The 21,931-nt window shown below is 61.3% G+C and carries 20 protein-coding genes and 2 pseudogenes; 12 read left to right on the forward strand and 10 right to left on the reverse strand.

Going from position 1 to position 21,931, the window contains the following annotated elements; genetic code table 11:
• Positions 1–25 precede the first annotated feature (25 nt).
• The 7 genes and pseudogenes from V5B44_RS04575 to V5B44_RS04605 all read right to left on the reverse strand — a co-directional run bounded on the left by V5B44_RS04575 (position 26) and on the right by V5B44_RS04605 (position 6,653).
• Positions 26–664 carry a FlhC family transcriptional regulator gene (locus tag V5B44_RS04575; protein ID WP_313951102.1) on the reverse strand — a complete coding sequence of 213 codons (639 nt, stop codon included), beginning with the start codon at positions 662–664 and terminating at the stop codon, positions 26–28.
• A gap of 12 nt (positions 665–676) precedes the next feature.
• Positions 677–976 (reverse strand): hypothetical protein, encoded by a 300-nt coding sequence (locus tag V5B44_RS04580; RefSeq protein WP_332357957.1) that lies wholly within the window; start codon positions 974–976, stop codon positions 677–679.
• Positions 977–1,441: 465 nt separating this feature from the next.
• The gene (locus V5B44_RS04585; RefSeq protein ID WP_332357958.1) at positions 1,442–2,353 is read right to left on the reverse strand and encodes a DUF932 domain-containing protein; all 912 of its coding nucleotides are present in this window, start codon (positions 2,351–2,353) and stop codon (positions 1,442–1,444) included.
• The gene (locus V5B44_RS04590; RefSeq protein WP_332357959.1) at positions 2,302–2,505 is read right to left on the reverse strand and encodes a hypothetical protein; all 204 of its coding nucleotides are present in this window, start codon (positions 2,503–2,505) and stop codon (positions 2,302–2,304) included. Before V5B44_RS04590 ends, V5B44_RS04585 begins: the two co-directional genes overlap by 52 nt.
• A gap of 277 nt (positions 2,506–2,782) precedes the next feature.
• On the reverse strand, positions 2,783–3,793 hold the full coding sequence (locus V5B44_RS04595; protein WP_332358553.1) for a DUF7146 domain-containing protein: 1,011 nt from the start codon (positions 3,791–3,793) through the stop codon (positions 2,783–2,785).
• Positions 3,794–5,140: 1,347 nt separating this feature from the next.
• A pseudogene (locus V5B44_RS04600) lies at positions 5,141–5,422 on the reverse strand (ATP-binding protein); the annotation flags it as partial.
• Between the two features lie 709 nt (positions 5,423–6,131).
• A complete protein-coding gene (locus tag V5B44_RS04605) occupies positions 6,132–6,653 on the reverse strand; it encodes a hypothetical protein (protein WP_332357960.1) in 522 nt (173 codons plus the stop codon).
• A 599-nt stretch (positions 6,654–7,252) separates the two neighbouring features.
• On the opposite strand from V5B44_RS04605, the gene V5B44_RS04610 reads away from it, so the two are divergent.
• From V5B44_RS04610 to V5B44_RS04635, 6 genes and pseudogenes are all read left to right on the forward strand, one after another.
• The gene (locus tag V5B44_RS04610) at positions 7,253–8,041 is read left to right on the forward strand and encodes a DUF1845 domain-containing protein (protein ID WP_332357961.1); all 789 of its coding nucleotides are present in this window, start codon (positions 7,253–7,255) and stop codon (positions 8,039–8,041) included.
• Between the two features lie 155 nt (positions 8,042–8,196).
• On the forward strand, positions 8,197–8,556 hold the full coding sequence (locus tag V5B44_RS04615; RefSeq protein ID WP_332357962.1) for a helix-turn-helix domain-containing protein: 360 nt from the start codon (positions 8,197–8,199) through the stop codon (positions 8,554–8,556).
• Between the two features lie 653 nt (positions 8,557–9,209).
• Positions 9,210–9,485, forward strand: coding sequence for a helix-turn-helix transcriptional regulator (locus V5B44_RS04620; protein ID WP_332357963.1), 276 nt, complete (start codon positions 9,210–9,212; stop codon positions 9,483–9,485).
• A 257-nt stretch (positions 9,486–9,742) separates the two neighbouring features.
• Positions 9,743–10,687, forward strand: coding sequence for a site-specific integrase (locus V5B44_RS04625; protein ID WP_332357964.1), 945 nt, complete (start codon positions 9,743–9,745; stop codon positions 10,685–10,687).
• 7 nt (positions 10,688–10,694) lie between these two features.
• A pseudogene (locus V5B44_RS04630) lies at positions 10,695–11,902 on the forward strand (DUF1173 family protein).
• A gap of 398 nt (positions 11,903–12,300) precedes the next feature.
• Positions 12,301–13,050: a nuclease-related domain-containing protein gene (locus V5B44_RS04635; protein WP_332357965.1), complete on the forward strand. Its 750-nt coding sequence runs from the start codon at positions 12,301–12,303 to the stop codon at positions 13,048–13,050.
• 825 nt (positions 13,051–13,875) lie between these two features.
• Here the strand turns inward: V5B44_RS04635 and V5B44_RS04640 are convergent.
• Positions 13,876–14,025: a hypothetical protein gene (locus V5B44_RS04640; RefSeq protein ID WP_332357966.1), complete on the reverse strand. Its 150-nt coding sequence runs from the start codon at positions 14,023–14,025 to the stop codon at positions 13,876–13,878.
• Between the two features lie 577 nt (positions 14,026–14,602).
• Between V5B44_RS04640 and V5B44_RS04645 the strand changes: the two genes are divergently transcribed.
• On the forward strand, positions 14,603–14,929 hold the full coding sequence (locus V5B44_RS04645) for a hypothetical protein (RefSeq protein WP_332357967.1): 327 nt from the start codon (positions 14,603–14,605) through the stop codon (positions 14,927–14,929).
• A gap of 248 nt (positions 14,930–15,177) precedes the next feature.
• On the opposite strand, the gene V5B44_RS04650 is transcribed toward V5B44_RS04645, so the two are convergent.
• Positions 15,178–15,456, reverse strand: coding sequence for a hypothetical protein (locus V5B44_RS04650; RefSeq protein ID WP_332358578.1), 279 nt, complete (start codon positions 15,454–15,456; stop codon positions 15,178–15,180).
• On the opposite strand from V5B44_RS04650, the gene V5B44_RS04655 reads away from it, so the two are divergent.
• From V5B44_RS04655 to V5B44_RS04665, 3 genes are all read left to right on the forward strand, one after another.
• On the forward strand, positions 15,419–15,778 hold the full coding sequence (locus V5B44_RS04655) for an AAA domain-containing protein (protein WP_332357968.1): 360 nt from the start codon (positions 15,419–15,421) through the stop codon (positions 15,776–15,778). The two genes, V5B44_RS04650 and V5B44_RS04655, sit on opposite strands and share 38 nt — an antisense overlap.
• A 132-nt stretch (positions 15,779–15,910) precedes the next feature.
• Entirely contained in the window at positions 15,911–17,110 is a 1,200-nt protein-coding gene (locus V5B44_RS04660; protein ID WP_332357969.1) for a DEAD/DEAH box helicase, read from the forward strand.
• A 10-nt stretch (positions 17,111–17,120) separates the two neighbouring features.
• Positions 17,121–18,551, forward strand: a complete 1,431-nt coding sequence (locus V5B44_RS04665; RefSeq protein ID WP_332357970.1) for a hypothetical protein — start codon at positions 17,121–17,123, stop codon at positions 18,549–18,551.
• Positions 18,552–18,791: 240 nt separating this feature from the next.
• Here V5B44_RS04665 and V5B44_RS04670 read toward each other — a convergent pair whose 3' ends face one another.
• Positions 18,792–19,124 carry an integration host factor subunit beta gene (locus tag V5B44_RS04670; protein WP_332357971.1) on the reverse strand — a complete coding sequence of 111 codons (333 nt, stop codon included), beginning with the start codon at positions 19,122–19,124 and terminating at the stop codon, positions 18,792–18,794.
• Positions 19,125–19,261: 137 nt separating this feature from the next.
• Between V5B44_RS04670 and V5B44_RS04675 the strand changes: the two genes are divergently transcribed.
• Both V5B44_RS04675 and V5B44_RS04680 read left to right on the forward strand, forming a co-directional pair.
• Positions 19,262–20,587, forward strand: coding sequence for a hypothetical protein (locus V5B44_RS04675; RefSeq protein ID WP_332357972.1), 1,326 nt, complete (start codon positions 19,262–19,264; stop codon positions 20,585–20,587).
• Complete coding sequence (locus tag V5B44_RS04680) at positions 20,587–21,843, forward strand: metallophosphoesterase family protein (RefSeq protein ID WP_434735414.1); 1,257 nt, start codon at positions 20,587–20,589, stop codon at positions 21,841–21,843. The genes V5B44_RS04675 and V5B44_RS04680 overlap by 1 nt, the downstream gene beginning before the upstream one ends.
• The last annotated feature ends 88 nt before the right edge of the window (positions 21,844–21,931 follow it).

The following is a 21,931-nucleotide window of genomic DNA, read 5'->3' on the forward strand; positions in this document are numbered from 1 at the left end:
CTCGCTTGTCCCGCTGAAACGGGACCTATTCCGAGGGGCTATCGCCTTCGGCCTCGGGGCTAAGCTTGTGAAAGAGCGCCAGCATGCCCAGTTGGCGCTCGGTCATGTCGAGGGCGGGGCGAGCCGGGTAAGACGCTTGGATGCGATGGTCCAGGTGAAAGCGTTCCAGCAGCTTGCAGAAGGGGCAAGGTTCGCCAGGGTGCGCCACGGTGCCGACCGCGGCAATGAACTCGCAGCCACACCCGGGGCAGGTCAGCACGGACAGCGCCGGTGCGTTGGCCAGCCAGATGCCGTCGATATAGGAGACGAGGTTGAAGGCCCGGTCCAGGCTGATGCGGTAAGGCGGGAGCGTGGCGGCCTGGTAGGCGCGGTAGGCGAAGACCAGGGCTTCGCCGGCCGCGAGTCCCTGGTTGCGCAACTGGCGGTACCTGGCGCCAATGAGGCAGGCGTCGGTACGCAGAATGAGGTTGGCGCCGTGGTACCACTCGGCCGAATCGGGGGCGCGTCCGCGCGGGATGGTGCGGGCATCGGGGAAGAAGAGGCTCTGCACCTGGCGCGGCGGGATGCCGGTGATGAGGTGGATCGTCTTCAGCCGTGCGCCGAGCGCCGCCAACTGCTTCGCCAGTTGCATGGCGCGCAGGTGCCGGTCGCCGCGGGTCGGCATGGGTCGTGGTTCCTACCGCCGGCTTTCCATCGGCATGGGCGGATGGACGAGCGCCATGGGGCCTGCCAACGCTCGCGGCGCGCTCAGCAACGTCACCAGGTCGGCGCGCGGTGGGAACAGGGTCGTGTCGCCGACGTGGATCACCAAGGACCACAACTCGTCGAGGCTCAGTTCTCGAAGATGGTTGGCTTGCGCCGTATTGAGCCCGTACCTGCAGCAGGTCGAAGCGGGGTCATACTGGAGACCGGCGCGAATGACGACGAGCACATTCAGGTTGATCCATTCGACATCGGTAAGCGTCACGCGACTCATGGTCATGTTCTCCAGTTAGTCCTGCTGAAACGGGTGTCTGAGCATCGAAGGCGGAAAGTTTTATGAGCGACCCGTCATGATGATTGGGTTATGGCAATAAAAAGCAGCATAGTCATTGGTATTGTGTTATGGCAGGGACATTTGTTCAAAAATCTGGAGGGCGATCCTTTTGCCACACGTAAGGTCCGACAGAAGCTGTTGCTTGGGGAATAGCCGCCGCAGGGAGGATCGTTCGGCATATCTAAAAGGCATAGTTTGAGGGGCGACGATTCCAACGAATCAGACCAAGACCGGCGGCGAAGCCGACGCGGCTACTCAGCGCGATCGCCGGCCTGCTGCGCCGGTGGAGGGGCCGCTGCCACTCGATCTGATGCCGGGGTAGCGCGCCCTCGGTATAATGGTATTGGAATGGCTGAAGGCCGGGCCGGGGCAGATACCCCGGCCGGCTTTCAGCGATTTTCTGGATCAGGCCGCTTCCGCCAACCCTTTCCACTCATGGGCCGGCAAGTCGATCAGCCGGCCGCCCAGTGCTTCGAACTCCGTCGCGCGGTCGTAGTCCTCGACCTCCTGGCTGTAATGCGTCACCGCATTGACCAGGCCGTAGCCCGACAACTGGCCTTCGGCGATCAGATGGCGCAGCACGCCGGCGCGCTCGTTGTCGTTCAGCGTGTAGCGCTGGGCCAGCACCTCGACCGTCTTCACCGGGTCGCCCACCAGCGGGATGTTGAGCGTCTTCTGCATCTTCTGCGCCGTCTGGCGGAAGGTCGCTTCCGACACTGCCGCCTGCACCACGTCGCGCACCTTGAGGAAGAAGGCCTTGTCGTCGGCGCGCAAGGTGTCGTCCTGGTAGACCTGGATGCGTTCATCCTCGCCACCGAGCGCGCGTCCCACGTGGGTCTTGCGCAGCGAGCGGTCGGCAGCGATCAAGCCATTGCTGCACACCAGCCGGAACAGCAGCGGCTGCACCGACAGCGTCCCCTGGCCGACCTCCGAGTTCGAGATCACGACCCCGGCCTGCACCACATCGCCGGGCGCCATCTCGTACTTCAGGCGTGGCGTGATGCACTTCAGGTACATCTTCGTCTCGGTCAGTTCGACCGACTCGAAGCGTACCTCGGGCAGTTGCTGCAGGATGGGCAGCACGCTCTCGGCCAGGTCGAAGTTGTCCAGGCGGCGGTAGCGATCCGACAACACGGCGCGCACCTGACCGTCCAGGGTGCGCAGCATGCGCCGCTCTTCCTCGCTCTGCAGCCAGGTGTTCACATTGCGGTCGAGCAGGGCCGGCTGGTCTTCGCGCATGCGCTCGAAATAGGCATACGGGATTTTCAGCTTGTCCGCCAACTGGCGACGCGCCAGGGGCGTGACGCCGTAGTGCACCGGGCTGCCGCCTTCCTCGATGACGAGTCGAGTGCCCCCAGATCGTCGGTGGCATGACGCACCAGCGTCGACGGCACGATCAAGTCCTTCTTCGAATGCAGCTGGCGCTCCAGTTCCTGGGCCAGGCTGACGAGAGAACGTCCGTTTTTCATAGCAATCTCCTTGTCGGAAAAGAAAAGCGGAGACGGCATCACCCCTCGGGGGAAGCGCATCCCCGCCAGGGTCGATGACGGACCGGCGGTTGCCGGTCCAGAAAGGGCGCGAGAAATCGCGCCGGAACTCCAGGGCTGTCTTCGCGGCGCCGTGGGGCGCCGCCTGGTGTGACAACTACCAGTGGGGCAAACAAAGGGGCCTTTTCACCGTCACCGCCTGATGCAGTGCCGCTGAAAAGGCGGGTGCAGCCGACCGGCCGCACCCTTCATCAAACATTCATGCCGCACGCGGCGCCTGGGCTTCCAGGCGTTGGCGCCAGACATCGGCCCAATCGGTGCCGGCATGCTTGGGCAGGAACACCCGCACCTGCCGCCGACCGCTATTTTTCTCTTCCCGCTTCAACCGGCGCGCCAGCGCGAAGGCGAAGGCCTGGCCGGCGAAGTCGCCATCGGCGTCGTTGTCGGCATAGATGCAGACCTTGCGCACCGTGTCCGGCAGCCACAGCTTCTCCAGGTTGCCGGCGTTGAGCCCGGCCCAGACCGGTTTGCCGGTCGCCAGATGCAAGGCGAGGCCGGTCTCGATACCTTCGCTGATCGCCAGTTCCTCGGTCGCATCGAACAAGCGGACCGCGGCGCCGTTGATCCCGGCCGAGAGCACCTTCTTCGCATCGAGCGCCGCGAGCTTGCCGCCGTCCCGAAGATAGGTCCGGTGCAGCGTCACGGCGTGGCCGTCGGCACCCTGAATGCAGGCCAGCATCGCCGGGTACTCGGCCACCTTGCGTGACTTGCCGGCGGCTTCCTTCTGGTAATAGCCGAGGGCAGGGTGGAAGCGCAGCACCTTCGGGTACACCGGCAGGGCGAGACCCCGTCCGCTCAGGTAGCGATCGACTTCGTCGCCCACCGTCACCGGCCGGGCCTCGTTCCAGATGCGCTGGGCCAGCTTCTTCATGCGCTCGGCCGAAGGCTCGCAGCTTCGGGACGGTGCCGTCACCGGCATCATCCCCAGGCAGCGCTCGACGTCACGCAGCGCGGTGTTGAAGTCCACGCCCATGACGGCTTGCAGCAACTTGAAGCCGCCACCCGGGCCGCACTGGCGGCAGTGGTAGTTCCCCTCGCCGAACTTGTCGGTGTACTGGAACCGATCCGTGCCACCGCACAACGGGCAAGGCAGGTTGCGCCGCTTGAGGATGCGTTCATCCACGCCCAAGCTCGCCAGGATTTCCGTCCACCGGCCATGGGCACGCTGCTTGACCGCTTCGATGCGGGCCGCGTACTCACGATCCTGCATGGCAAGCTCCCGTGTTGGCAGAACCCGCTTCGGCAACCAGGGCCACCGAATGGCCGGGCGCAGCACCCACCCCCACGGTGACCTGGAAGGCCTTGCCGTGCAGCAGGGGATACCTGCCCAGCCGCAATTCCTGCAGCAGCGAGTCCAGCGTCTGCACCGGATCGACCGAACGCAGGCGACGGATGAGGTCCGCCAGCGCGTCGCGGTCCGCGTCCAGGTCCGAAGCGAGGAACTGGTCGTTCTCGTCGATGAAGGACGAGGCCTGCCGCACCGGTTCGCCGGAGGTCTCGCCGGCCGGGATGTACAAGACATCCATGGTGGCAGACACCCTTGTCGGTGACTTCGACGACCTTCCTTGCCGGCGCGCAGGCGCACGGCCTCGCACAGGATCACGGTGGGCCACACCCAGCGTCCTTCCAACTGGACGCGGACCTGTTCGGACACCGCTTCGACCTGCACCGTTTCCTGGTCCAGAAAACGCACGTGGCGCCATGCCCAGTGCTCGGAGCTCAGGCCGATCCAGTCGAAGACCAGATAGCCCTTGGCCCGGGCCAACATCCAGCGCGCCGCGTTGTCGTCGTCCAACCAGTCGAGGGAGACCAGGGTCACCGCGCCGCTTTCGACGGCTTGGCGGGTGGGGGCTACGGCAACTTGCCGGACATAGCTTCGGTCGTCGTCCTGGATCGGATAGTCGACGATCTCGTCGAACAATTCGGCGGGCAGCACGTCGAGGTCGTTCAGCAGATCCACATGACCCCAGGCGCGCATCGCCGCGTAATAGATTGCGACGAAGCGTTCGGGCGAAAGCTGGGTCTTGGCGACCTCCAGCGTCTGCCGCCAGCAGGCCTTCAACTCGGTATCGATCCGCTTTCTTTGTACGTCCTCGTCGATCAACTTGTCGCGATCCGGCAGGCGCGCCATGAACTGGCGCGAATCCAGGTGCACGACATTGACCTCGTCGAACGGGCAGTAGTTGGGCTTCATGACGCAGAAGCCCTGCAGGAAGACCATGGTGTTGTAGCTGAACTTGCCGTCCCGCGTACCGGTGAGGTGGACCGTGCCCATCGGGCTGGCCATCGTCGCCAGGTGCGCGGCGGCAAAGCGCCGCAACAGCGGCTTGCCGTTGAACAGCACCTCCACCGGAAAACCCAGGCACAAGCTCTCGATGCGATTGCCCAGGTCGGGCAGGTCAACGCCGTGCAACTCGATCCGTGTGCCGGCAACGGCTTCGGTGATGGGCTCCACCTCGATGGACGCCTTGGCCAGCGCCGCCGCGGTGTCGATATCGACCCGCTGATGCTTTGAGGCGACGATGCAGCGCGTGGCGGCATACAGGCACTTCGAGAAGCCCACCCCGAAAGGGCGCTCCTCGGCACTGGTGGCCGCATCCCAGCCCGACTCGTGGAAGCTCAGGAGCTTTTGGAAGTCGTCGAGGCCTCGGCCATCGTCTTCCACCCGCAGCACCTGGGCGGTGGCGTCGTAATGGATCTCGATGCGCATCGCCCCGGCACGGCGGGCGTTCTGCAACAGCTCGGAGACGAGCGTGAAGCGGTCGGTGAAGGCATAGCGCTGGTTGCGCAGCGCGCCTTCCTCGTTGATTCGAACCTGTATCTGCATGATGTGCTCCATGAGTGCAGGCGGAACCCGGCCCTGGCGGGACGGACCCGCCAAGGGGGAAAGAACGATCGGTCAGCCGACGACGGCGGACCGGCGGGGTGAACAACTGCCCGGCGGCCAGGGCCTCGATCAGGCTGTGCCCGAGGAACTCCCGGGGCAGCAGGTGCTGGGTGCTCAGGACCCGGCCCTCGGCATCGAGCCGCTCGACCTTCAGGCCGATCGGATGCCAATGCACCCGGTAGGCCAGCCAGTCGGCGCCGGCGATGACGAAGGTGCGGCCGGCCCGGCCGGTGAGGACTTCGCTTTCCTTGACCAGGAACTCGATGTCTTCCGGCGCCTGGACGGTCAGCAGGGACGGGGCGTCGTGCGCGATGCGCGTTTGGGTGTGCATGGCGGCCTCCTCACAGCACGCGCGGCGTGCAGGCTGCCCGTCTTCGGGCGCGCCTGCGTCCGTGCGGCGGGTGGATGGATCGAAGGGCAGATCGTTGATCCGCGCCAGGGCTTCGCGGTCGGCTGGCGTCGTCATCAGACAGTCGGCGTGATGCCGTTCCTTGATGATCTGTTCCAGCCCTACCGCGTCTTCATAATCCAGGCGTCCGACGATGCCGTAGGCGACGAAGATCGCCAGCAGGCACAGGACATCCTTGAAAGTGGTCATGACGACTCCTTGAAAGGGGAGGGCCTTCGCGTTGGCGACAAGCCCGAAAAATGGGAGACGGCATCAGGCGAACAGGTCGCCCTGCACCGCCATCCGCTTGATTTGCTCGTTGATCCACTGGGGGTTCTTGGCGAGCCGGGCCTCGACCCATTCGGGGTTGTGGACGACGGCGTCGCGCACCCAGTCGGGGTAGCGCTCGAGCGTGGCGTTGAACCAGGCCTTCAGGTTGTGGCGGATGCGGTCGCGCACTTCCTCCGCGTCGACCCGACCGCAGTAAGCGATCGGCGACAGCGGGCTGCAGCCGACGACGCGCAGGCAACTCACGAAGGAGAACGGCAGGCCGTCCTTCTCGCGTTCGCTGAACACCCAGCGCAGGGTGTCGAACTTCTCTTCCAGCGGCGTTGCGGGGTCGGCCAGATGGCTGACCTCCTGCAGCAAGCGCCAATGCAGGAAGACGATGTCTTCCTCGCTCCATTCGACGGGCGCATCCTCGCCGTCGAGCAAAGCGTCCAGGGCTGCACGATCGGGGATCGCCGCCGGACGGTGACGCGAGGTGGCCGCGAAAGAGGGAAGAATCGGCGGCAAAACGGGCCCACGGGCGTGGGACGGGGAACTCGGGGGGATACGCTCTGATTCAGCATCGTTGGCTCCAGGAAAAATTGGAGGCAACGCGCACCACGACTGGGGGCATATGCCCCCGTGGGGTGAGAAACGGCCGGCCCGCTACGGGCGGAACGGCGCTATGGGAAGAAGCTCCAGGGCTGGCTTGAACGGGCGGTGAGAACCGCCGTGATCGGTGTGCCAGCTACCGATCGAGGAAGGCTTTCGGGGGAGGGGCGCTTACGGAAGCACGGAAGCGCCTCGCCCCTGCCTCGAAAACTTGCCTCGATGGCATGGGTGCGACAGGCACCCATATCGGTGCCGGCAAGATCGGCGCACGCGGCAGCGGCAAAGCCGATGGCATACGCGACAGACAGAAAACTCCAGGGCTTGCCTTGTTTGAATGCAGGGCCAGCTGCTGCATGACGTCAAGGTAGTGCCACCGGATGGCCAGGTCAATCCCGAAAACCAGTCCGAATCGGTCCCGATGCCGAAAGCCCCCTCAGGCCACGGCCATTTCCAGTGGCGAATGCGTATGCCGGCGCGGATGATCGGCCCGAACGCGGTATTTCGAGGAGCACGGCATGTCGGAGATCCAGATCGTCAAGGTGGACCAGGGGGGCGTCAACGCCCGCATCCTCGCCAAGGAGGCCAAGGCCGATTTCCGGCGCGTCGAGGCGGCCAGCCTGAAGATGCCGACGCGTTTCACCAGCGCCGAGGGCAAGCGCTTCTTTGCGCGGCTGTTCAACACGCTGCAGCTCAACACCCACTTCATCTCGGTGATCGCCCGCACGCGGCTCGAACACGAGGACGTCGCCAAGATCGAGGACACCATCCGAGCCCAGATGGACGCCGTGACCGCAAACCTCAACCACGCCATCGACGGCGCCGAAGCGCTATTCAAAGCGCATGGCATCACCAGCACGGCAACCTACGACACCGTGCCCCTGGATGTGGACGTCCATGTGCTGTCGTCGATCGGGCGACGCTTCCTGGAGGTGCTGGGCAAACTCGACCAACTGATGCCGTTGCTGCAGACCCTGGAGATTCACGAAGTGATCACCACCCAGGCGGTGGACGTCCAGCGTGCAACTCTCAAACGGCAGGTGCGCGACGTCGCCAATGGCGCACGGAACTTTGCGATGGGGCTGCGGCGGCGGATGAACGCCATGGACGCGCGCAGTGGCGAAGCCGTAGCGAAGGAAGCCGGCAAGAGGCCGTCGCCGTGGGCGTACGCGGATGGCGCGGACAAGCCCGGGTCGGACGGCGACGGAGGCCGTCGTTTCGACGGAGCCCTGGAGCACCGCCGCTGTACGATGGCTGCTAGCCTGGAAGCCCTGCGAAAGCTACGGTGCCTTCAGATGGGTGATTAGCGTCGATTGCCGCAATCCCGATCATGCCACCCCGTTTGTCATTCGTCGCCCCGCCATATCAACAACCCTTTCGATGATGATAACCAAAACCACATAAGAACCCCTGTTTCGATAGTCCAGTGACCGTCATTCTTGTTGAGTGAAAGGACAACACGATGGCGGTCAAGAAGAAAGACTCCGCCCGTCTGGCGAAGCGACTGGGGGGCAACCTATCCGGGCGGCGCAAACAGCTGGGATGGACACAGGAGATGGTCGCGGAGCGGGTCGGCGTCGATGCCGAAACCATCTCGCGCATCGAGCGCGGAGCTCATTTGCCGTCCCTGCCGACGCTGGACAGGCTTGCGGTGGCGCTCCAATGCTCTGCGGGCGACCTGTTATCGAAGGAAGGGCCCGAAGAGGCCAGCGAAGCGGCGACCTTTGGCGCATGGATTTCCGAACTGGGGTCTGACGATCGGGCATTCGTTATGACGGTCGTGCGGAACTGTTGTGATTACTTGGGCAGCCGCTCGAAATAGCAATATTCCCATCCATGGGGGGAAATGGACCGCCCGGCCGAAGTTCGTGCGCGAAACCCTCCGGACGCTCTCCCCGCGGTCGGATACCGTGGCGCCCCTGCGAGACCCTGGCTCACATCATGGCCCTAGCCGCCATGGCGGGTTCGAGCCGGATCGGCTTCGTCAGCGATCCGACTTCTGGACCGCGACCTTGATCACGGCGTGCTGGAATGGTTTCGGCACCCGTGCCATCTCCAATCGCTGGCGGACGCGGCCTATTGAGGCAGGTACGTCCCGGAACGTCTTGCGTCGGCCCACGGCCTCAATATCGTATCGACAGGTTCCATGTCGTCAGGCTGACCTGACCCCGTGGGTACCCGCACCGCTCTCGTGGCGGCGTCGCAGTCGATACCTGCCTGTTGCCCGACGATCCGCTGTCGCGCGTGCTGCGCGGTGCAGGTGCGGATCGGCTGATCTTTCCCGACCCGGACGCCCTTGGCCGTCATGCGGTGGGAGTCACTTTCTTGCTCATCCTTCCATGCCGCGCGACCGGGGCGCCGGCGGCATGTCGTCGAGTTCTGCGTTCCCTATCGGCCCGCGCCATCCTGACCTAGCGCGGCCGCAACAGAGCAGGTCATGTCCTTTATCGGCACCCGCCGTGACGAGGCCCGATCATGCCCAACATCCGTACCCGTACCGCCGCGAAGGTGGCGGCTTCCAGCGCTCTTCCGACTACGCCTGCCGCTCCGGTTTCGACCCTGACGTTGCCCGAGACCGGCTTCCTGCGCCAGCCCCAGGTGCTGGCCTTCGTTCCCATCTCCAAATCGACGCTCTGGCGGCGCATCCAGGCGCGCACCTTTCCCGAGCCGGTCAAGCTCTCGGAGCGGGTGACCGTCTGGCGCGCGGAAGACATCCGCCGCTGGATCGCGCAGCAAGGCCAGCCCGGGTGACGGGCATGGCGATGAGCGGGGACCGGTTCGGCTCGGAACGGCGGCGTCGTTCGCGTATCGACCGGGTCGGCGCCGACCCGCCACGTGCGTCGCGCCTGCGCTCATCGGTCCGGCCGGCCAGTTCTTCGGCGACGGCGGCGCGCTCGGCCTGATGACGAAATCCCGCGCCTTTCCCGGCGTTTTCGCCTGGCGAAGGGTGCGTCGGCGCTCGAACATTCGGGCTCATGACGATCGAGAGATGATGGGAGAAGCAAGTCATGCAAGACAACCAGGAGATCGACAAGCACCACGAGAACGCATTGCAATCGGTTGAGATGCTCCGTGCCGTCATTGGCGGTGAGACCTACGAGGCGGTGGCCGTGCGCTTCGGCGTCTCACGCACGGCGGTCGAGCGGCGCATCAAGTCCGTCGCGGTCCAACTCACCCAGGTGGTGGGCGTGGATGGACTCAAGGAAGAAGGCGCGGCTTTCGTGCGGCGGCTGCGCCTGCATCGGGACGCCATCCTGGTCGCGCTGGAAGGCTTCGAGCCCCAGCCGCCGGCAGGCGCCCGTCCGGCGCGGGTATTGTCGGCGCCGGAGGTGGCCCAGGGCGCGGTGCGCATCAAGGGCCGCACCAGCCGCACCTGGCACGACCTGGCCCTGTACTACATGCTGTTCGCCACGGGCCTGCGCCCACTCGAGATCGCCCGGATCGAGGTGCGCGACTACCTGCATGCCGACGGCAGCGTGTGCAGGGAATCGGAGTTGCGCGCCGACGCGGCGATCAACGGCAAACTCCGGCCACTGTACTTCAGCAGCAGCCGGCTCGACGATGCGCTGGCCGCCTATTTCCGCGAGCGTCTCGCCGGCGGACATGGCCTGGGTGGGCCGGATGTCTACCGTGGCTTGGACCCGGGTAGCCGACTATTCCTTTCCCCGAGCGGCGAGCCCTACAAGATCACGCCCAACAATGGCGAGCCGGGGCAGAACCGCTACGTCTGCCGGGCGCTGCTGGAGATCTACCGCAAGTTGTTCCGTTACGCCGAACTCAAGGGGTTGAGCACCCAGTCGGCGCGCCTCACCGTGATATCGCGGATGTATGAGCGCGGGGCCGACGAGGATCAGGTGGGCGCGATCCTGGGCATCGGCGAGCGCAGCGCGGTGCGGGAGCTCTTGCCCCGGCCCAAGCCGACGCTGGCGGAACTGCTCGATGAGTTGATTTGAGCTCGCCATGGACTCCCAACGCTTCGCCATCAAGGGCCGCGTGATCGGCGCGGACGATCCACAATTGCAGGAGGCGCTCGCCCATGTCTACGAGACACCCGAGCGGCCGAGATGCCTGTGCGTGCCGGGCGGCGTGGAGATGTACGTGGCATTGCACCGACAGTTCGTGGTCAAGCGCATGCCGGACAGCGGCAGCGCCCACCATCCGGGCTGCCCCTCCTACGAGCCGGAGGTCCAGCAGTCCGGACTGGGCGAACTGGTCGGTGAAGCGGTGCTGGAGTCGGAACCGGGCCGGGTCGAATTGCGGGTGGATTTCCCCTGGACACGGGTGCTCGGGCGCGGCGTGCCGCGCGGCGAACCCCAGGAGGTGGCGGAGATCGGCGTGCCGCGGCGGCAGATGACGTTGCGGGCCTTGATGCATTTCCTGTTCGAGCGCGCGGGCTTCAACCGCTGGAGCCCGGCGATGGCGGGCAAACGCAACCAGGGCGTGCTACGCAAGTACCTGCTGGAGGCCGCCGAGGAGATCATGGTCAAGGGCGTGCCGCTGGCCGAGCGCCTGTATGTGCCCGAACCTTTCAGCGAGAGCGCCAAGGCCGAGGCGGCACAGCGCCGGCGCGAGAAACTGGCCGTGCTGCGCCCCAAGGACGGGCAGACGCCCTGGCCATCGTGATCGGCGAGTTCAAGGCGAGCGAGGTGACGAGCCAGGGCCGCCGGGTCTGGATTCGGCACATGCCGGATGCGCCGCTGCTGATCGCCGGCCGGAGTTGGGAGCGGATCGAGCGGGTGTTCGCTCCGCTGTTCGAGGCGCGCGATGCCGATACCGGCCACCCGGTCCGCCTCATCCTGGCGGCACTGATCCGCGCCCGCCGTGAATACACCTACGAGATCGATGCGGCGAGCCTGATGTTGACGAGCGAGCACTGGATTCCCATCGAGGGCGTGCATGAATTGCCCCTGATCGACGCCCTGGTCGTCCAGCACCGCCGCTTCGTCAAGCCGCTGCGCTATGACGCTCGGAGCGCGGCGGCCTTTCCGAATGCCTTGCTGCTGGATGCCGGGCCGGCGCCGGTGCCGCTGCATGTGGTCAGCGCTTTCATGGACCCGAAGGAGCGGGCGGTGAAAGAGAAAGCGACTGCGGCGGCCAAACAGGATGCCTGGGTATGGCGGACGGATCAGCCGATGCCGTCCTTGAAAAGTGCGGAAGGGTCTCACTGAAGGGGCGTCGCGGGCTGATTTAGAAGCTGCCGTTGAACCGCTGTCGTCGTCTGCGAGCTGATCGACCAAAGCCGCTTCTGGTGCACATCGAGGAATAGGTCTGCATTGTCGCTAATTGCTGATAGTGGCAGGGAGGTTTGCTGGGTGAAGAAGCGCGCGGACGAGGCAGCCGTTTGGCATGTAAAATCCCTCCGGCAGATCGATTAATTCGGTAATGGGATAAAAGGAAGCACCTTGGAAATCGAAATTTGGGACGGCGGACTACAAGAACAAGAGATCGAGGCAATCAACAAAATCAAGGCGGCGTTCTCGGATAGCCAGCCTGACTGAAAAGTCCCAAGCAAGAGGCGGTTCACTTCGAGATCAGCTTCAAAACAAGCTCGGACGCGCAAAACGGCATGTTCCCGTGGAAAGGATATGCGGGGTTCAGATTCGTCGATTCCAAGGGCAAGGAGGGTGAGTTTGATCTGGTAATCGTGACTCACTGCAATGTCATCATCGTTGAGCTGAAGGACTGGAATCATGCGCCTGTCACAGCAAACGGCGACATTTGGTTCAAAGGCGACAAGAACATGGGGCGTTCGCCAGTCAGCGTCACGAGAAGCAAGCAATACACGCTAGATAACAAGCTTAAAACGGCTTACTCATCTCGATTTACAAACAAGAAGTACACCCCGCGAGTCGAATTCTTTGTCGTGATGACGGGGAATGCTGATTTCAGTCAGCTTCCCGAGGTTGAACTTCAGTCACACGATGTCCCTGAAGGACTTTCTAGCGGTTTGCGGACAAAGGTGTTCAACGAAGCACTTTCGTCCGCATCCCGATTCGCAAGTTCTGAATCAGGATTTCCGGTCTTTGACGAGAACTTTCTGAGTGGCAATACAGCACCGAAAGCACTGAAAATTGGAGGATACACAGCAGTTGAGGAAATTTTTGAGCATCCGAATGCCGTTTACAAAGAGTATTTAGCAAGTTCGGAAATATCGAAAGGTACCGAGGCACTGCTGCGGGTTTGGAACTTCAAGAACCAAGGCAATAAGGCTTTACCCCGCAGGGCAGGGCTGAAATCGTATCCCGCGAGCGGGAGGTGTTGCAGTTCATCAACCACCAGAATCGTGACCTGTACAACCACTGCCTTCGCTCGCTGACAAGTTTCGAAAAGGATGAGGTTACATCCCAGTACAGCGAGGTATATGAACTACCTCCCGGACATGTACGGTTCAACGAATTCGTGGGCAAGTACGGTCAGTCACTTTGCCCAGACCGACCGACTGAACCTCACGAAGCTACTCCTTGCGAAGTTCGGTGACCTGCACGGATCAAAATTGCCCACCGAGACATTGCAGACCATAGTCTGTGGCTGTCGCCGTCCAAGGAAATTGCGCTCTCGAACTTCATCTCCGCTTACCACCAACCAATTGGAACGGTCGGCGATTATCGGAGCAGTCTTTCGGTGGGGCTGTCGAGGTGAAGGAGATGCTGGACGGCTTCAACATCGAGCCCGTTCCAGCAGGACGTTCATGCCCTTGGGCTTGTGTCTTGGCATCTGCTGATGGCTCAAAGAATGTCTCCGAAGAGCTTGGAGAACATTCAGAACGAGATGCTTTCAAGCAGTGAATGGTACGCAGGAGTTCTACTTGATGCAGTGACAGGGAAATTCAAGGATGCATCGGCATTCTTCGATGCTCTGAAGCGTTGCAGAACCGCAAGGCGAGTCGATACCAACGTTCGACGATTAGCGAACTGGAAGCCTATCGGCATCCGATAAATCACTACTCGGCAGTTTCCAGAAGATGGCGAGTTTCTGGTTTCGACGATGATAAAGAGGTCTATGTCTCGGGAGGGAAGGCTCGTTAAAGCTTGGTTGAACGTGGGCGGCAAAGGGGATGATTCGGTAAGCAATTTCCGCGTCCTTCATTTTTGAAGCGGTTGGACAAGCTGGCCGCAGTCAATCCCACTTACCTGCCACGAATTCATGAATACGGGCTGGCATCAAGGTCCAGCAGCATGTATCTGGTGACCGACGTCGTTGATGGGACGACGTGGGCTGATGCACTCAATTGATGATGCGGACAAACTAGGGCGTGATCGAGAAACTGACGGATGCCGTCGAGCATCTTCATGGACTCGGTATTTCCCATGGCGACCTTCATCCCTGGCAACGTGATGCTGGATAGGGAAAACGGGAATGTGTATCTGATAGATATTCCTGACTTTTCCCACAACACCGCTGAGTCCAGAAACCATCGATATAGCCCCGAGAATATCGACGGAAGTTCATCCGAACAGCGTGACATCTTTGCGGTGCTCCGAATGTCTTGCGAGTTGCTCGGATTGGAGTGGGGCGAGGAGTCCAATACCTATCCGAGAATCTCGGAGTGGTTCAGTCGGAATTGATGACGATCGAGTTCGGTTTCAAGGATTTGGGACGCTTCAAAAAGCGCTGACGACCTCTGACAAAGGTGCAGGAGCAGCAATTTGTCGAGATAACACACTACCAATGTTAGATGAGCAGGCGACGATTTTGCCCGATAACGGGCATCTCTACGTCAAGGTTGAAGCGTCCAAGAAGGGTGAGAATGTCCTACTGGTGACCTTTGCTGGCATTGGAGGAACGTTCTGTCGCCTTCTACGACAAGGAGCAGCGATGCTTTGTCGGAGCATTAGCCCCCTCGGGTCAGATCTGATGTCAATTTCAGGGTGGCAGAGGAAAGCCAATTCGAAATCAGCACGGCAATTCGCATCAAACCAGGACGACCCGCTCAATTTTCAGGTTTGTCTGAGCATCTTCGCGATGATGACGCGTTTCATCGCGCTATCGAGATGCTTCAGATGGTTCCGCCAGAAATTGATGAATCGGGGTTGAGCCAGCAACTCAAGATGTGTTCGAAAGGGCTGAGCAGTTTCCATTGGGGAAGAGCGTTCGGATATTTCGTTCGATATTTCGACACAGGCGCTTTGGCGGGCAATCCTCGCCACGGAGACCGAGTCAAGCCCGAACATCGAGTTGAATGGCGCCTCGATTAAACCATCGGACACCGATTCCGAACTGATACTTCCATACGACGCGGACATCGATCCGCTTGGTGCTTTCGCAAGCACGGATGAAGTTGAGGCTCTTCTCGTCGACCAGGATGGGGCGGAGAAAGTCATCGGAGAAGTCTTGCTCAAAAAAATCGGCGTTGAACGAGGTCAGACTGAATAAAGTCCGTAGTTCTGCCTACGGTCTGAAGGATGGAGACCCCGTTTTCTTCCGGACGAAACAAGACAGAGCTTCATACCGCAAACGGAAGGCAGCTCTTGAAAGGCTGCTTGATAGGGAAGGGGTCTTGCCAGAACTCCTCGATTTGTTCGACCCCGCCTGCAACAAGGATGCGACGGCCTACAACATTGCGGTCACTGACGAGGACTTCGCCAGATACGACCGCGAAGACCAGCACGGAAACAAGATTAGCCTCAACGAGCAACAGCGGGAGGCTTTCACCAAACTGCTGAACTACGGACCTCTGTCCGCTTTTGCAAGGACCGCCTGGAACAGGGAAGACGGAGTTCATTGCCGCATTCGTCCACTTTCTCGTCGAAAAACTGGATGTGCGAAGAATTCTGCTGGTCAGCCAATCTCACGAGGCGGTCAACACGGCTGCAGAGCGGATAAGGAAGCACTGCGGAAGGTTGGGGACTTCACTGGAAGTCGTCAGGTTCAGCAACCGAGAAGGGGCGGTTTCGCATGGTCTGAAAGACGTCTATTCCCATGCCATCACTGCCGAAAGGCGCGAATTGTTTAATGCCGAATACCGCTACCGTGTGCAGCACTCTATCCGGATGCGCTGGGTCTCGACGCTGAATTCATCTCCAAGGTCGTCGATGCGGAGTTGAAGGCTATTCAAGCAAATTGACCATCTCGAATCCCAGCTCAAGAGCTTCGAGAACATTGATGACGAGGACGATATCAAAGCCCTCAAACCGATCGTGGTCGAATTGGATGAGACTATCCGCACCAAACTCCACGTGGATTACGGAATTGCTCTTCCTCAGGAAAGCAAGGTTTCGGAAGCGAAATCCATCCTGCTTTCCAATCTCTGCTCCGAGTATGGCGTCCGACCAAATGAAGCCAGAAGGGTTCGGGCGTTGGCTAGGATATCCCGAGACATCCAGGATGCTCTGTCGGCGGAAAGGGTCAATTGCGACGAGTTCTACGCCCGGTCGAGACAACTGGTTACCGGCACATGCGTCGGTATCGGACAAGGGCATATCGGGATTCACGACAACATCTATGATTTCGTAATCATTGATGAGGCGGCTCGTTCGATATCCAGCGAACTGGCGATTGCAATGCAGTCGGCGAAACGCGTCCTGCTGGTCGGCGACCATTTGCAATTGCCTCCCCTGTATTCCGATGCACACAAAGCGGCTCTGGCTCGCCGACTTGGTATCAACGACAAGCACACCGAGCTTGATGAAGTATTGCGAAGCGACTTTGCGCGAGCTTTCAATTCTGAATATGGGAAGCAAACGAGCGCCACGCTGCTCACTCAGTATCGGATGGCGCCCCCCATCGGCAATCTGGTTTCCAAGACCTTTTACGAGGGCAAGCTGAACAATGGAGATCGGGCTATTCCCGATATCTATCGGGGTGCTCCGAACACGCTTCGTTCACCCGTAACTTGGCTCGACACGTCATCGCATGGCGATCATGCCAATCACCAGAGCGACCGTGGCGTCAGTATTTACAACCGTTGTGAGGCAGAGCAGGTCATTGATCTCCTCAAGCAGATTTCCGAGAGCGGTCAATTCCTGACCGACCTTTCCAATCTCAAGGACAAAGATGATGCGCTGATCGGTGTCATCTGCATGTATGCCGAACAAAAGCGTTTGATTCGGCAGAAATTCAACCAAGGGATTTGGAGCGACGGCTTCAAGGCATTGGTGAAAATCGACACTGTCGATAGCTACCAAGGTAAAGAAAACCGAATCATCATCCTGAGTCTGACGCGTTCCGACAAGCAGAGGAGTCCAGGATTCCTGCGTACACCCAATCGAATAAACGTCGCGATGTCCCGTGCAATGGATAGGTTGCTGGTTATCGGCAACGCAGAGATGTGGAAGACCCACAACAAAGACAAGCCTCTCGGACAAGTGGTGTCCTACATGAGCGATATGGGCGAGGACGCCGGCTACAAGCTCATGTCCGCGCAAAAGAGCCGCTAAGGTGACGACATTGGAAAACACAACGATTTATCACGAGATTGACTTCCTGTTGCCGGCGCAACGTTTCAACATCAACTTCTCGTACATCACCCAAAAGGGGCTGCCATTTGTTCGGGAATTCGTTCTTCGCCTGATCCACTTGGCGCCGATGTCGATGTCGCAGGTTGCTACCTTCTTCGGTTTTACACGCAAGGAGGTTCAAGAAGCAATTGATGATCTCGTCGAACGCGGCGAACTTACGCTATCTGAAAATGGGCGTCTGACGCTTACGGAGAAATCCAGCGGTTACTTCACCGAGCTTGGTGAGGTTCCACGTCTGTCGATGCTTCGAGACAGCACGGCTTACTTGTCTTTCGACCTCGCAACCTTCTCATGCCTTGGGAAAGACAACTCGTCCGAAAAATGGAAAGCGGGTCTTTCAATCAAGGTTGACGACGAAAACGCATCTTGCAGCGAGATGCAGGTGGAAAAGCATTTCCAGCGTCAGTTCCATGAAATCCTGCAGAAGGGATTTCTTTCCAGGTCGCTGACTCAGGATGAAAAGGATTCGCCGACTGTCTACACCGTCAATTCGGTGAACAAGATTAAGCAGATGCCTGTCAGACTGCCGGTCCAGTTCAAGGTCGACGCGGATGGCAGAAGCGTCGAGCGGGAAGATTTCGAGAGGCTCAAAAGTTCAGACTACGTGCATGAGCGAATCTCGTTGGAGCTTGACCGCTTGGGAAGACCCAGCAATTTTGGGGAGATTGCGAAAGCGATGCTCGACATTGGGGACGGCGAGACGTTGAAGCTCTTCGACTCGAAGGGCAGTTCCGTCAGTCTGCAATTCTTCGAAGACCTGGCGAAGCTGGAAGCCAATAGCCAGAAGAAGAGAACAACCTTTCTCGGTCCGATATATTCGTCGGCAAATTGGGAATTGCTCCAGAAACACCTGGCTCCCATCATCAAGGCAAGGAGAGAAAGCAAGGCGGACGTGGGGCAAACCCCTTTCCTTTGGCTTGCACCCAGCGACCCGTATTGGGGAAAGAGCAGCAATCTCCAGGTGAGAGTCAGCGAGATTCTCAGCATGGCAAGCACGAAAGAGAAGAGGCTCTATTCGCCGACCATCTATTTGCCTGTCTCCGGACCAGATGACCAGAAGACTGCCCGCCAGGGGAAATGGGAGTTCGACCCTAACACCGACAAGGTTCATGGTTTGATTGAGGGCTTCCTTGGCGGGAATGTCGAGGTGATGCACTTCGAGGGCGAGTTTGTGGTTGTCGTTTATCACGTCTCATTGCCTGATTCTTACCCTGTCAGCCTCCCCATCGGATTCATCTGTGCCGACAAAGATGTCGTCTCGTCTGTTGGACGGCTGGTTACGACATACCTAGAGGGCAGTTCTGGGTTTGACCGTCCTAACGACTGTGGATTGCTATCCCGTTTCGGGCGTAATGAATGACCAAGATCAGAGTTGAGTTGTAAATTGTGTGAGCCCGTAGTGCTGCCCCACCGGGCTCCGTAATGTTTTCAAACGCCTGTTTTGTGCTGCAATCCTCCCCTGTCGCTAGGTGCGCGCCGGCTGAATCACGGCTTCGCTTAAGCTTTGTTCGTGCTCAGTAAGCTGCCGTTCCATTGCGCAGGATCGAATGGCACGAGAGGTCGTCTACTCAAAAGTGTTCAATGAAGTGATACCGCCTGGTCAATGTCGATGCGGTTGAGTGGTCAATGCGATTCCGCAGGGAGAAGTCGTCGCCATCACCATCACCCGCTCACGCAGTTCCTTCCCGGCCTTGAATGAGGGAACCCATTTCGCCGATACCGCGACCGGCTCACCAGTTTTCGGATTGCGTGCCTGGCGGGACGAACGGTAATTCAGGCTGAAGCTGCCGAATCCGCGAATTTCAACGCGGTCACCGTTAACCAACGCTGCATGGATGGCCCCGAGAATCTCTGCCGCTGCCATCTCGGCATCCTTCTGCACGAGTTGCGGAAAGCGCTCAGCGAGCAGGAGGATGAGTTCGGAGCGGGTCATGCCGATATTTTACCTGAGGCTGCTTTCGCCCAAGCGGCATGCATCAGCCGTAGGTGTTTCCGCAGGGGTTGATGCGCGGGAAAGTCGCGAGAGCATGAATTGTCGGAATGTCCCGACGTTCATGGAGGAGAGCCGTTATGGCCCATCCCAACGCACACCCCGTCATCGCCGTACAGGGCGGCGCAACGGTCGCGCCGACCCTGCTGGGGCAAGGCCCCGCCCGCATTCCCACCGGCGGCAAAATCCGCGCCGGCATCAAAGTGCTCACCAAGAAGGCCGCCGGTGAGCCCAAGGCGAAGGCGATCTACGAGCAGGGGGTGGCCGCGGGCCAGTCCTTCGAGCAGATCGAGCGCGCCATCGCCGAAGCCCTGCCCAACCTCAAGACGCCGCTGGTGCCGCGCAACGTGCCGTGGTTCACCGTGCGGGCCCAGGACTTTCCCAATCCCGAAATCGCCCGGGACATTCTGGACGCCTATGGCGAGGACCGGGGCGAAGGCCGACGCCTGTACCGCTTCCCGGTGGTGTTCCCCTCCGACTACTGGCAGACCGTGATGCCACACGAGTTGGCGGCCTGGGGTGCTCACGAAAAGCACTACTGGTCGCAATACTCGGCTGATGGCCGGGTGCGCCACTGCATGTGCCATGCCCCAGTGCCGGTCGACGAGACGGGCCGGCGCACGATCCGCCTCTTCGGGGGGCGCAAGACCATGATCCGCGAGGACAACGGCGGTCTCTGCGAACCGGAGGCCTGCCGCGAGTACCAGCATCGTCAGTGCAACCTGACCGGGCGCTTCCTGTTCTTCATCCCCGGCATCCGGTCGATCAGCGCCTTCGAACTGCATACCAACAGCTTCTACGCGATGAACGCCGCGATCCAGAAGTTCGAGACCGTGGCCTTCCTGCGCGGCGGGCGCATCTCGGGTTTCCTCGACCGGCAACGCACGCCTTTCTACCTCACGAAAAAAATGATGGAGGTGGCCCACATCGATGAGCAAGGGAGGGCGGTGCGCGTGCCGCAGTGGATCATCGATCTGGAGGCGCCGGTGGATGTGACGGCGTTGCTGCGCGACAACGAGGACACCGAGACGGCCCTGGTGCAGGCGCAACTGGCGACGCAGGTACTTCAAGGTAGCCCGGCAGCAGCCCGTGCCGAATCGTTGCAGGCGGATGCCGCCGATGTCGAGGCGATGACGGTTGCCGACGCTGCATTCGGCGAGGAGCCGCCGTTGCGCGACGGCCGTCCCAGCTTCGAGCAACTGATGGCCCGCGTGCAGGCTTACGGGATCGTGCCGGAACGGTACCAGACCTACGCCGACCGGCGCTGGGGACGGGGCTGGAAGATCAACCCGAGCGGCCGCGCCCAGGCCTGGAATGAACTCGAGCGCTACGGCAACGATCCGCAGGGCTACCTCGACAAGATCGAGAGCGAGATGCAACTGGCCTCGCGCGGGAGGACGGCATGATCCGCATCGCGCATTTCTCCGATCTGCACTATGGCACCAAGAACCTGACGGAGGCCGACCGCTGTTTCGGCGCTGCCATCGACCGGGCCATCGCATTGGGTGCGGAGGCGGCGGTTCTCTCGGGCGATGCCACCGACCATGGCCTCGACTTGCATGCCCCGGCCGCCGAACGGCTGGTCGCGCAGGTGCGGCGACTGGCCGACCATTGCCCGGTGCTGATGCTGCAAGGAACGTTCTCGCACGAACCTCCTGGCACTCTGGCAATCTTCCGGCTGCTGGGCGGACGGCATCCGGTGCATGTGGCTAGCCGTATCGAGCAGGTCGCTCTCACGGTCAGGGGCGAGTGGCTTTCTTCAACGGGTTGGTGCTTCGATGGGGTGGCGGCCGGTGTTCGTGCCCTGTTTACCTGCATCCCCACGGTGAACAAGGCGGTGGTGGCCGCAACGGTCGGTGCGGCGGACGCTGCCCAGGCCGTGGGCGAGCACCTGGCCCTGCTGCTGCGCGGCTACGCGCCGACCCATCACGCGGCCCGCCGGCAGGGCGTGCCGACCATCGGCGTGTCGCATGGCACGGTGTTCGGCTGCGTGAGTGAGCACGGCGTGCCGATGGCCGGCTTCGATCACGAGTTCACGACCGGTGCCCTGTTCGGTGCCGAGGCCCAGGCCTTCATGCTCGGGCACATCCACCGGCATCAGGCATGGGAGCAGGAAAGCAGGGTAGGGCGGCAATGCATCGCCTATCCCGGCTCGATCGGTCGGTTTCATTACGGCGAGGAAGGGGACAAGGGGTTTCTGTTCTGGGAAATCGACGCCGACCAGGCGCGTTTCACCTTGGAGCCCACGCCCGCGTGCCGGACTGTCGATATCGTGTTCGAGGGCAAACCCGACCTCGACGCCCTGCGCACGGCCGTCGCGCAGCAGGACATCGCGGGCGCGTTCGTGCGCGTGCGCTGGACCGTCGCCGATGAAGACCGCCACCAGGTCGACCGCGCGGCGATCGAGCGGCTGCTGGAGGGAGCGGCGGAAACCAAGCTGGAAGGGCGCATCCTGCCCGTGGTGCGCACGCGGGCGGCAGGGATCTCGCAACTGGCGAATCTGGCGGACAAGGTGCGTGTCTGGGCGCAGGTGACCGAGGCGCGGGCGGAACCCTTGCTCGAGTGCCTCCAGGCGCTGGCAAGCCAGGAACCGGACGCCATCGCCGATCGTGTGCTGCGTGGGCAGGAGTGTCACCTTGCCGCCCACCAGAGCCGATCTTGAGCCCGCGCTGTCGTTTTGACCTGGCCGGGGCCTCTCCCTTGGGGACGGACTTGCACACCCTTTTTCGTGCGGGAGACTGACCTGGTCA

This window comes from Candidatus Accumulibacter necessarius, assembly GCF_036625085.1.

Excerpts from the sequence above, each read along its gene's own strand:
- V5B44_RS04650 (WP_332358578.1), bottom strand. The coding sequence starts at position 15,456 with ATGAACTCCGTCTTCCCTGTTCCAGGCGGTCCTTGCAAAAGCGGACAG.
- V5B44_RS04595 (WP_332358553.1), bottom strand. The coding sequence starts at position 3,793 with ATGCAGGATCGTGAGTACGCGGCCCGCATCGAAGCGGTCAAGCAGCGT.
- V5B44_RS04620 (WP_332357963.1), top strand. The coding sequence starts at position 9,210 with ATGCCCAACATCCGTACCCGTACCGCCGCGAAGGTGGCGGCTTCCAGC.
- V5B44_RS04640 (WP_332357966.1), bottom strand. The coding sequence starts at position 14,025 with ATGAAGATGCTCGACGGCATCCGTCAGTTTCTCGATCACGCCCTAGTT.
- V5B44_RS04675 (WP_332357972.1), top strand. The coding sequence starts at position 19,262 with ATGGCCCATCCCAACGCACACCCCGTCATCGCCGTACAGGGCGGCGCA.
- V5B44_RS04590 (WP_332357959.1), bottom strand. The coding sequence starts at position 2,505 with ATGAAAAACGGACGTTCTCTCGTCAGCCTGGCCCAGGAACTGGAGCGC.
- V5B44_RS04610 (WP_332357961.1), top strand. The coding sequence starts at position 7,253 with ATGTCGGAGATCCAGATCGTCAAGGTGGACCAGGGGGGCGTCAACGCC.
- V5B44_RS04575 (WP_313951102.1), bottom strand. The coding sequence starts at position 664 with ATGCCGACCCGCGGCGACCGGCACCTGCGCGCCATGCAACTGGCGAAG.
- V5B44_RS04670 (WP_332357971.1), bottom strand. The coding sequence starts at position 19,124 with ATGACCCGCTCCGAACTCATCCTCCTGCTCGCTGAGCGCTTTCCGCAA.
- V5B44_RS04625 (WP_332357964.1), top strand. The coding sequence starts at position 9,743 with ATGCAAGACAACCAGGAGATCGACAAGCACCACGAGAACGCATTGCAA.
- V5B44_RS04635 (WP_332357965.1), top strand. The coding sequence starts at position 12,301 with ATGTTCCCGTGGAAAGGATATGCGGGGTTCAGATTCGTCGATTCCAAG.
- V5B44_RS04580 (WP_332357957.1), bottom strand. The coding sequence starts at position 976 with ATGAGTCGCGTGACGCTTACCGATGTCGAATGGATCAACCTGAATGTG.
- V5B44_RS04615 (WP_332357962.1), top strand. The coding sequence starts at position 8,197 with ATGGCGGTCAAGAAGAAAGACTCCGCCCGTCTGGCGAAGCGACTGGGG.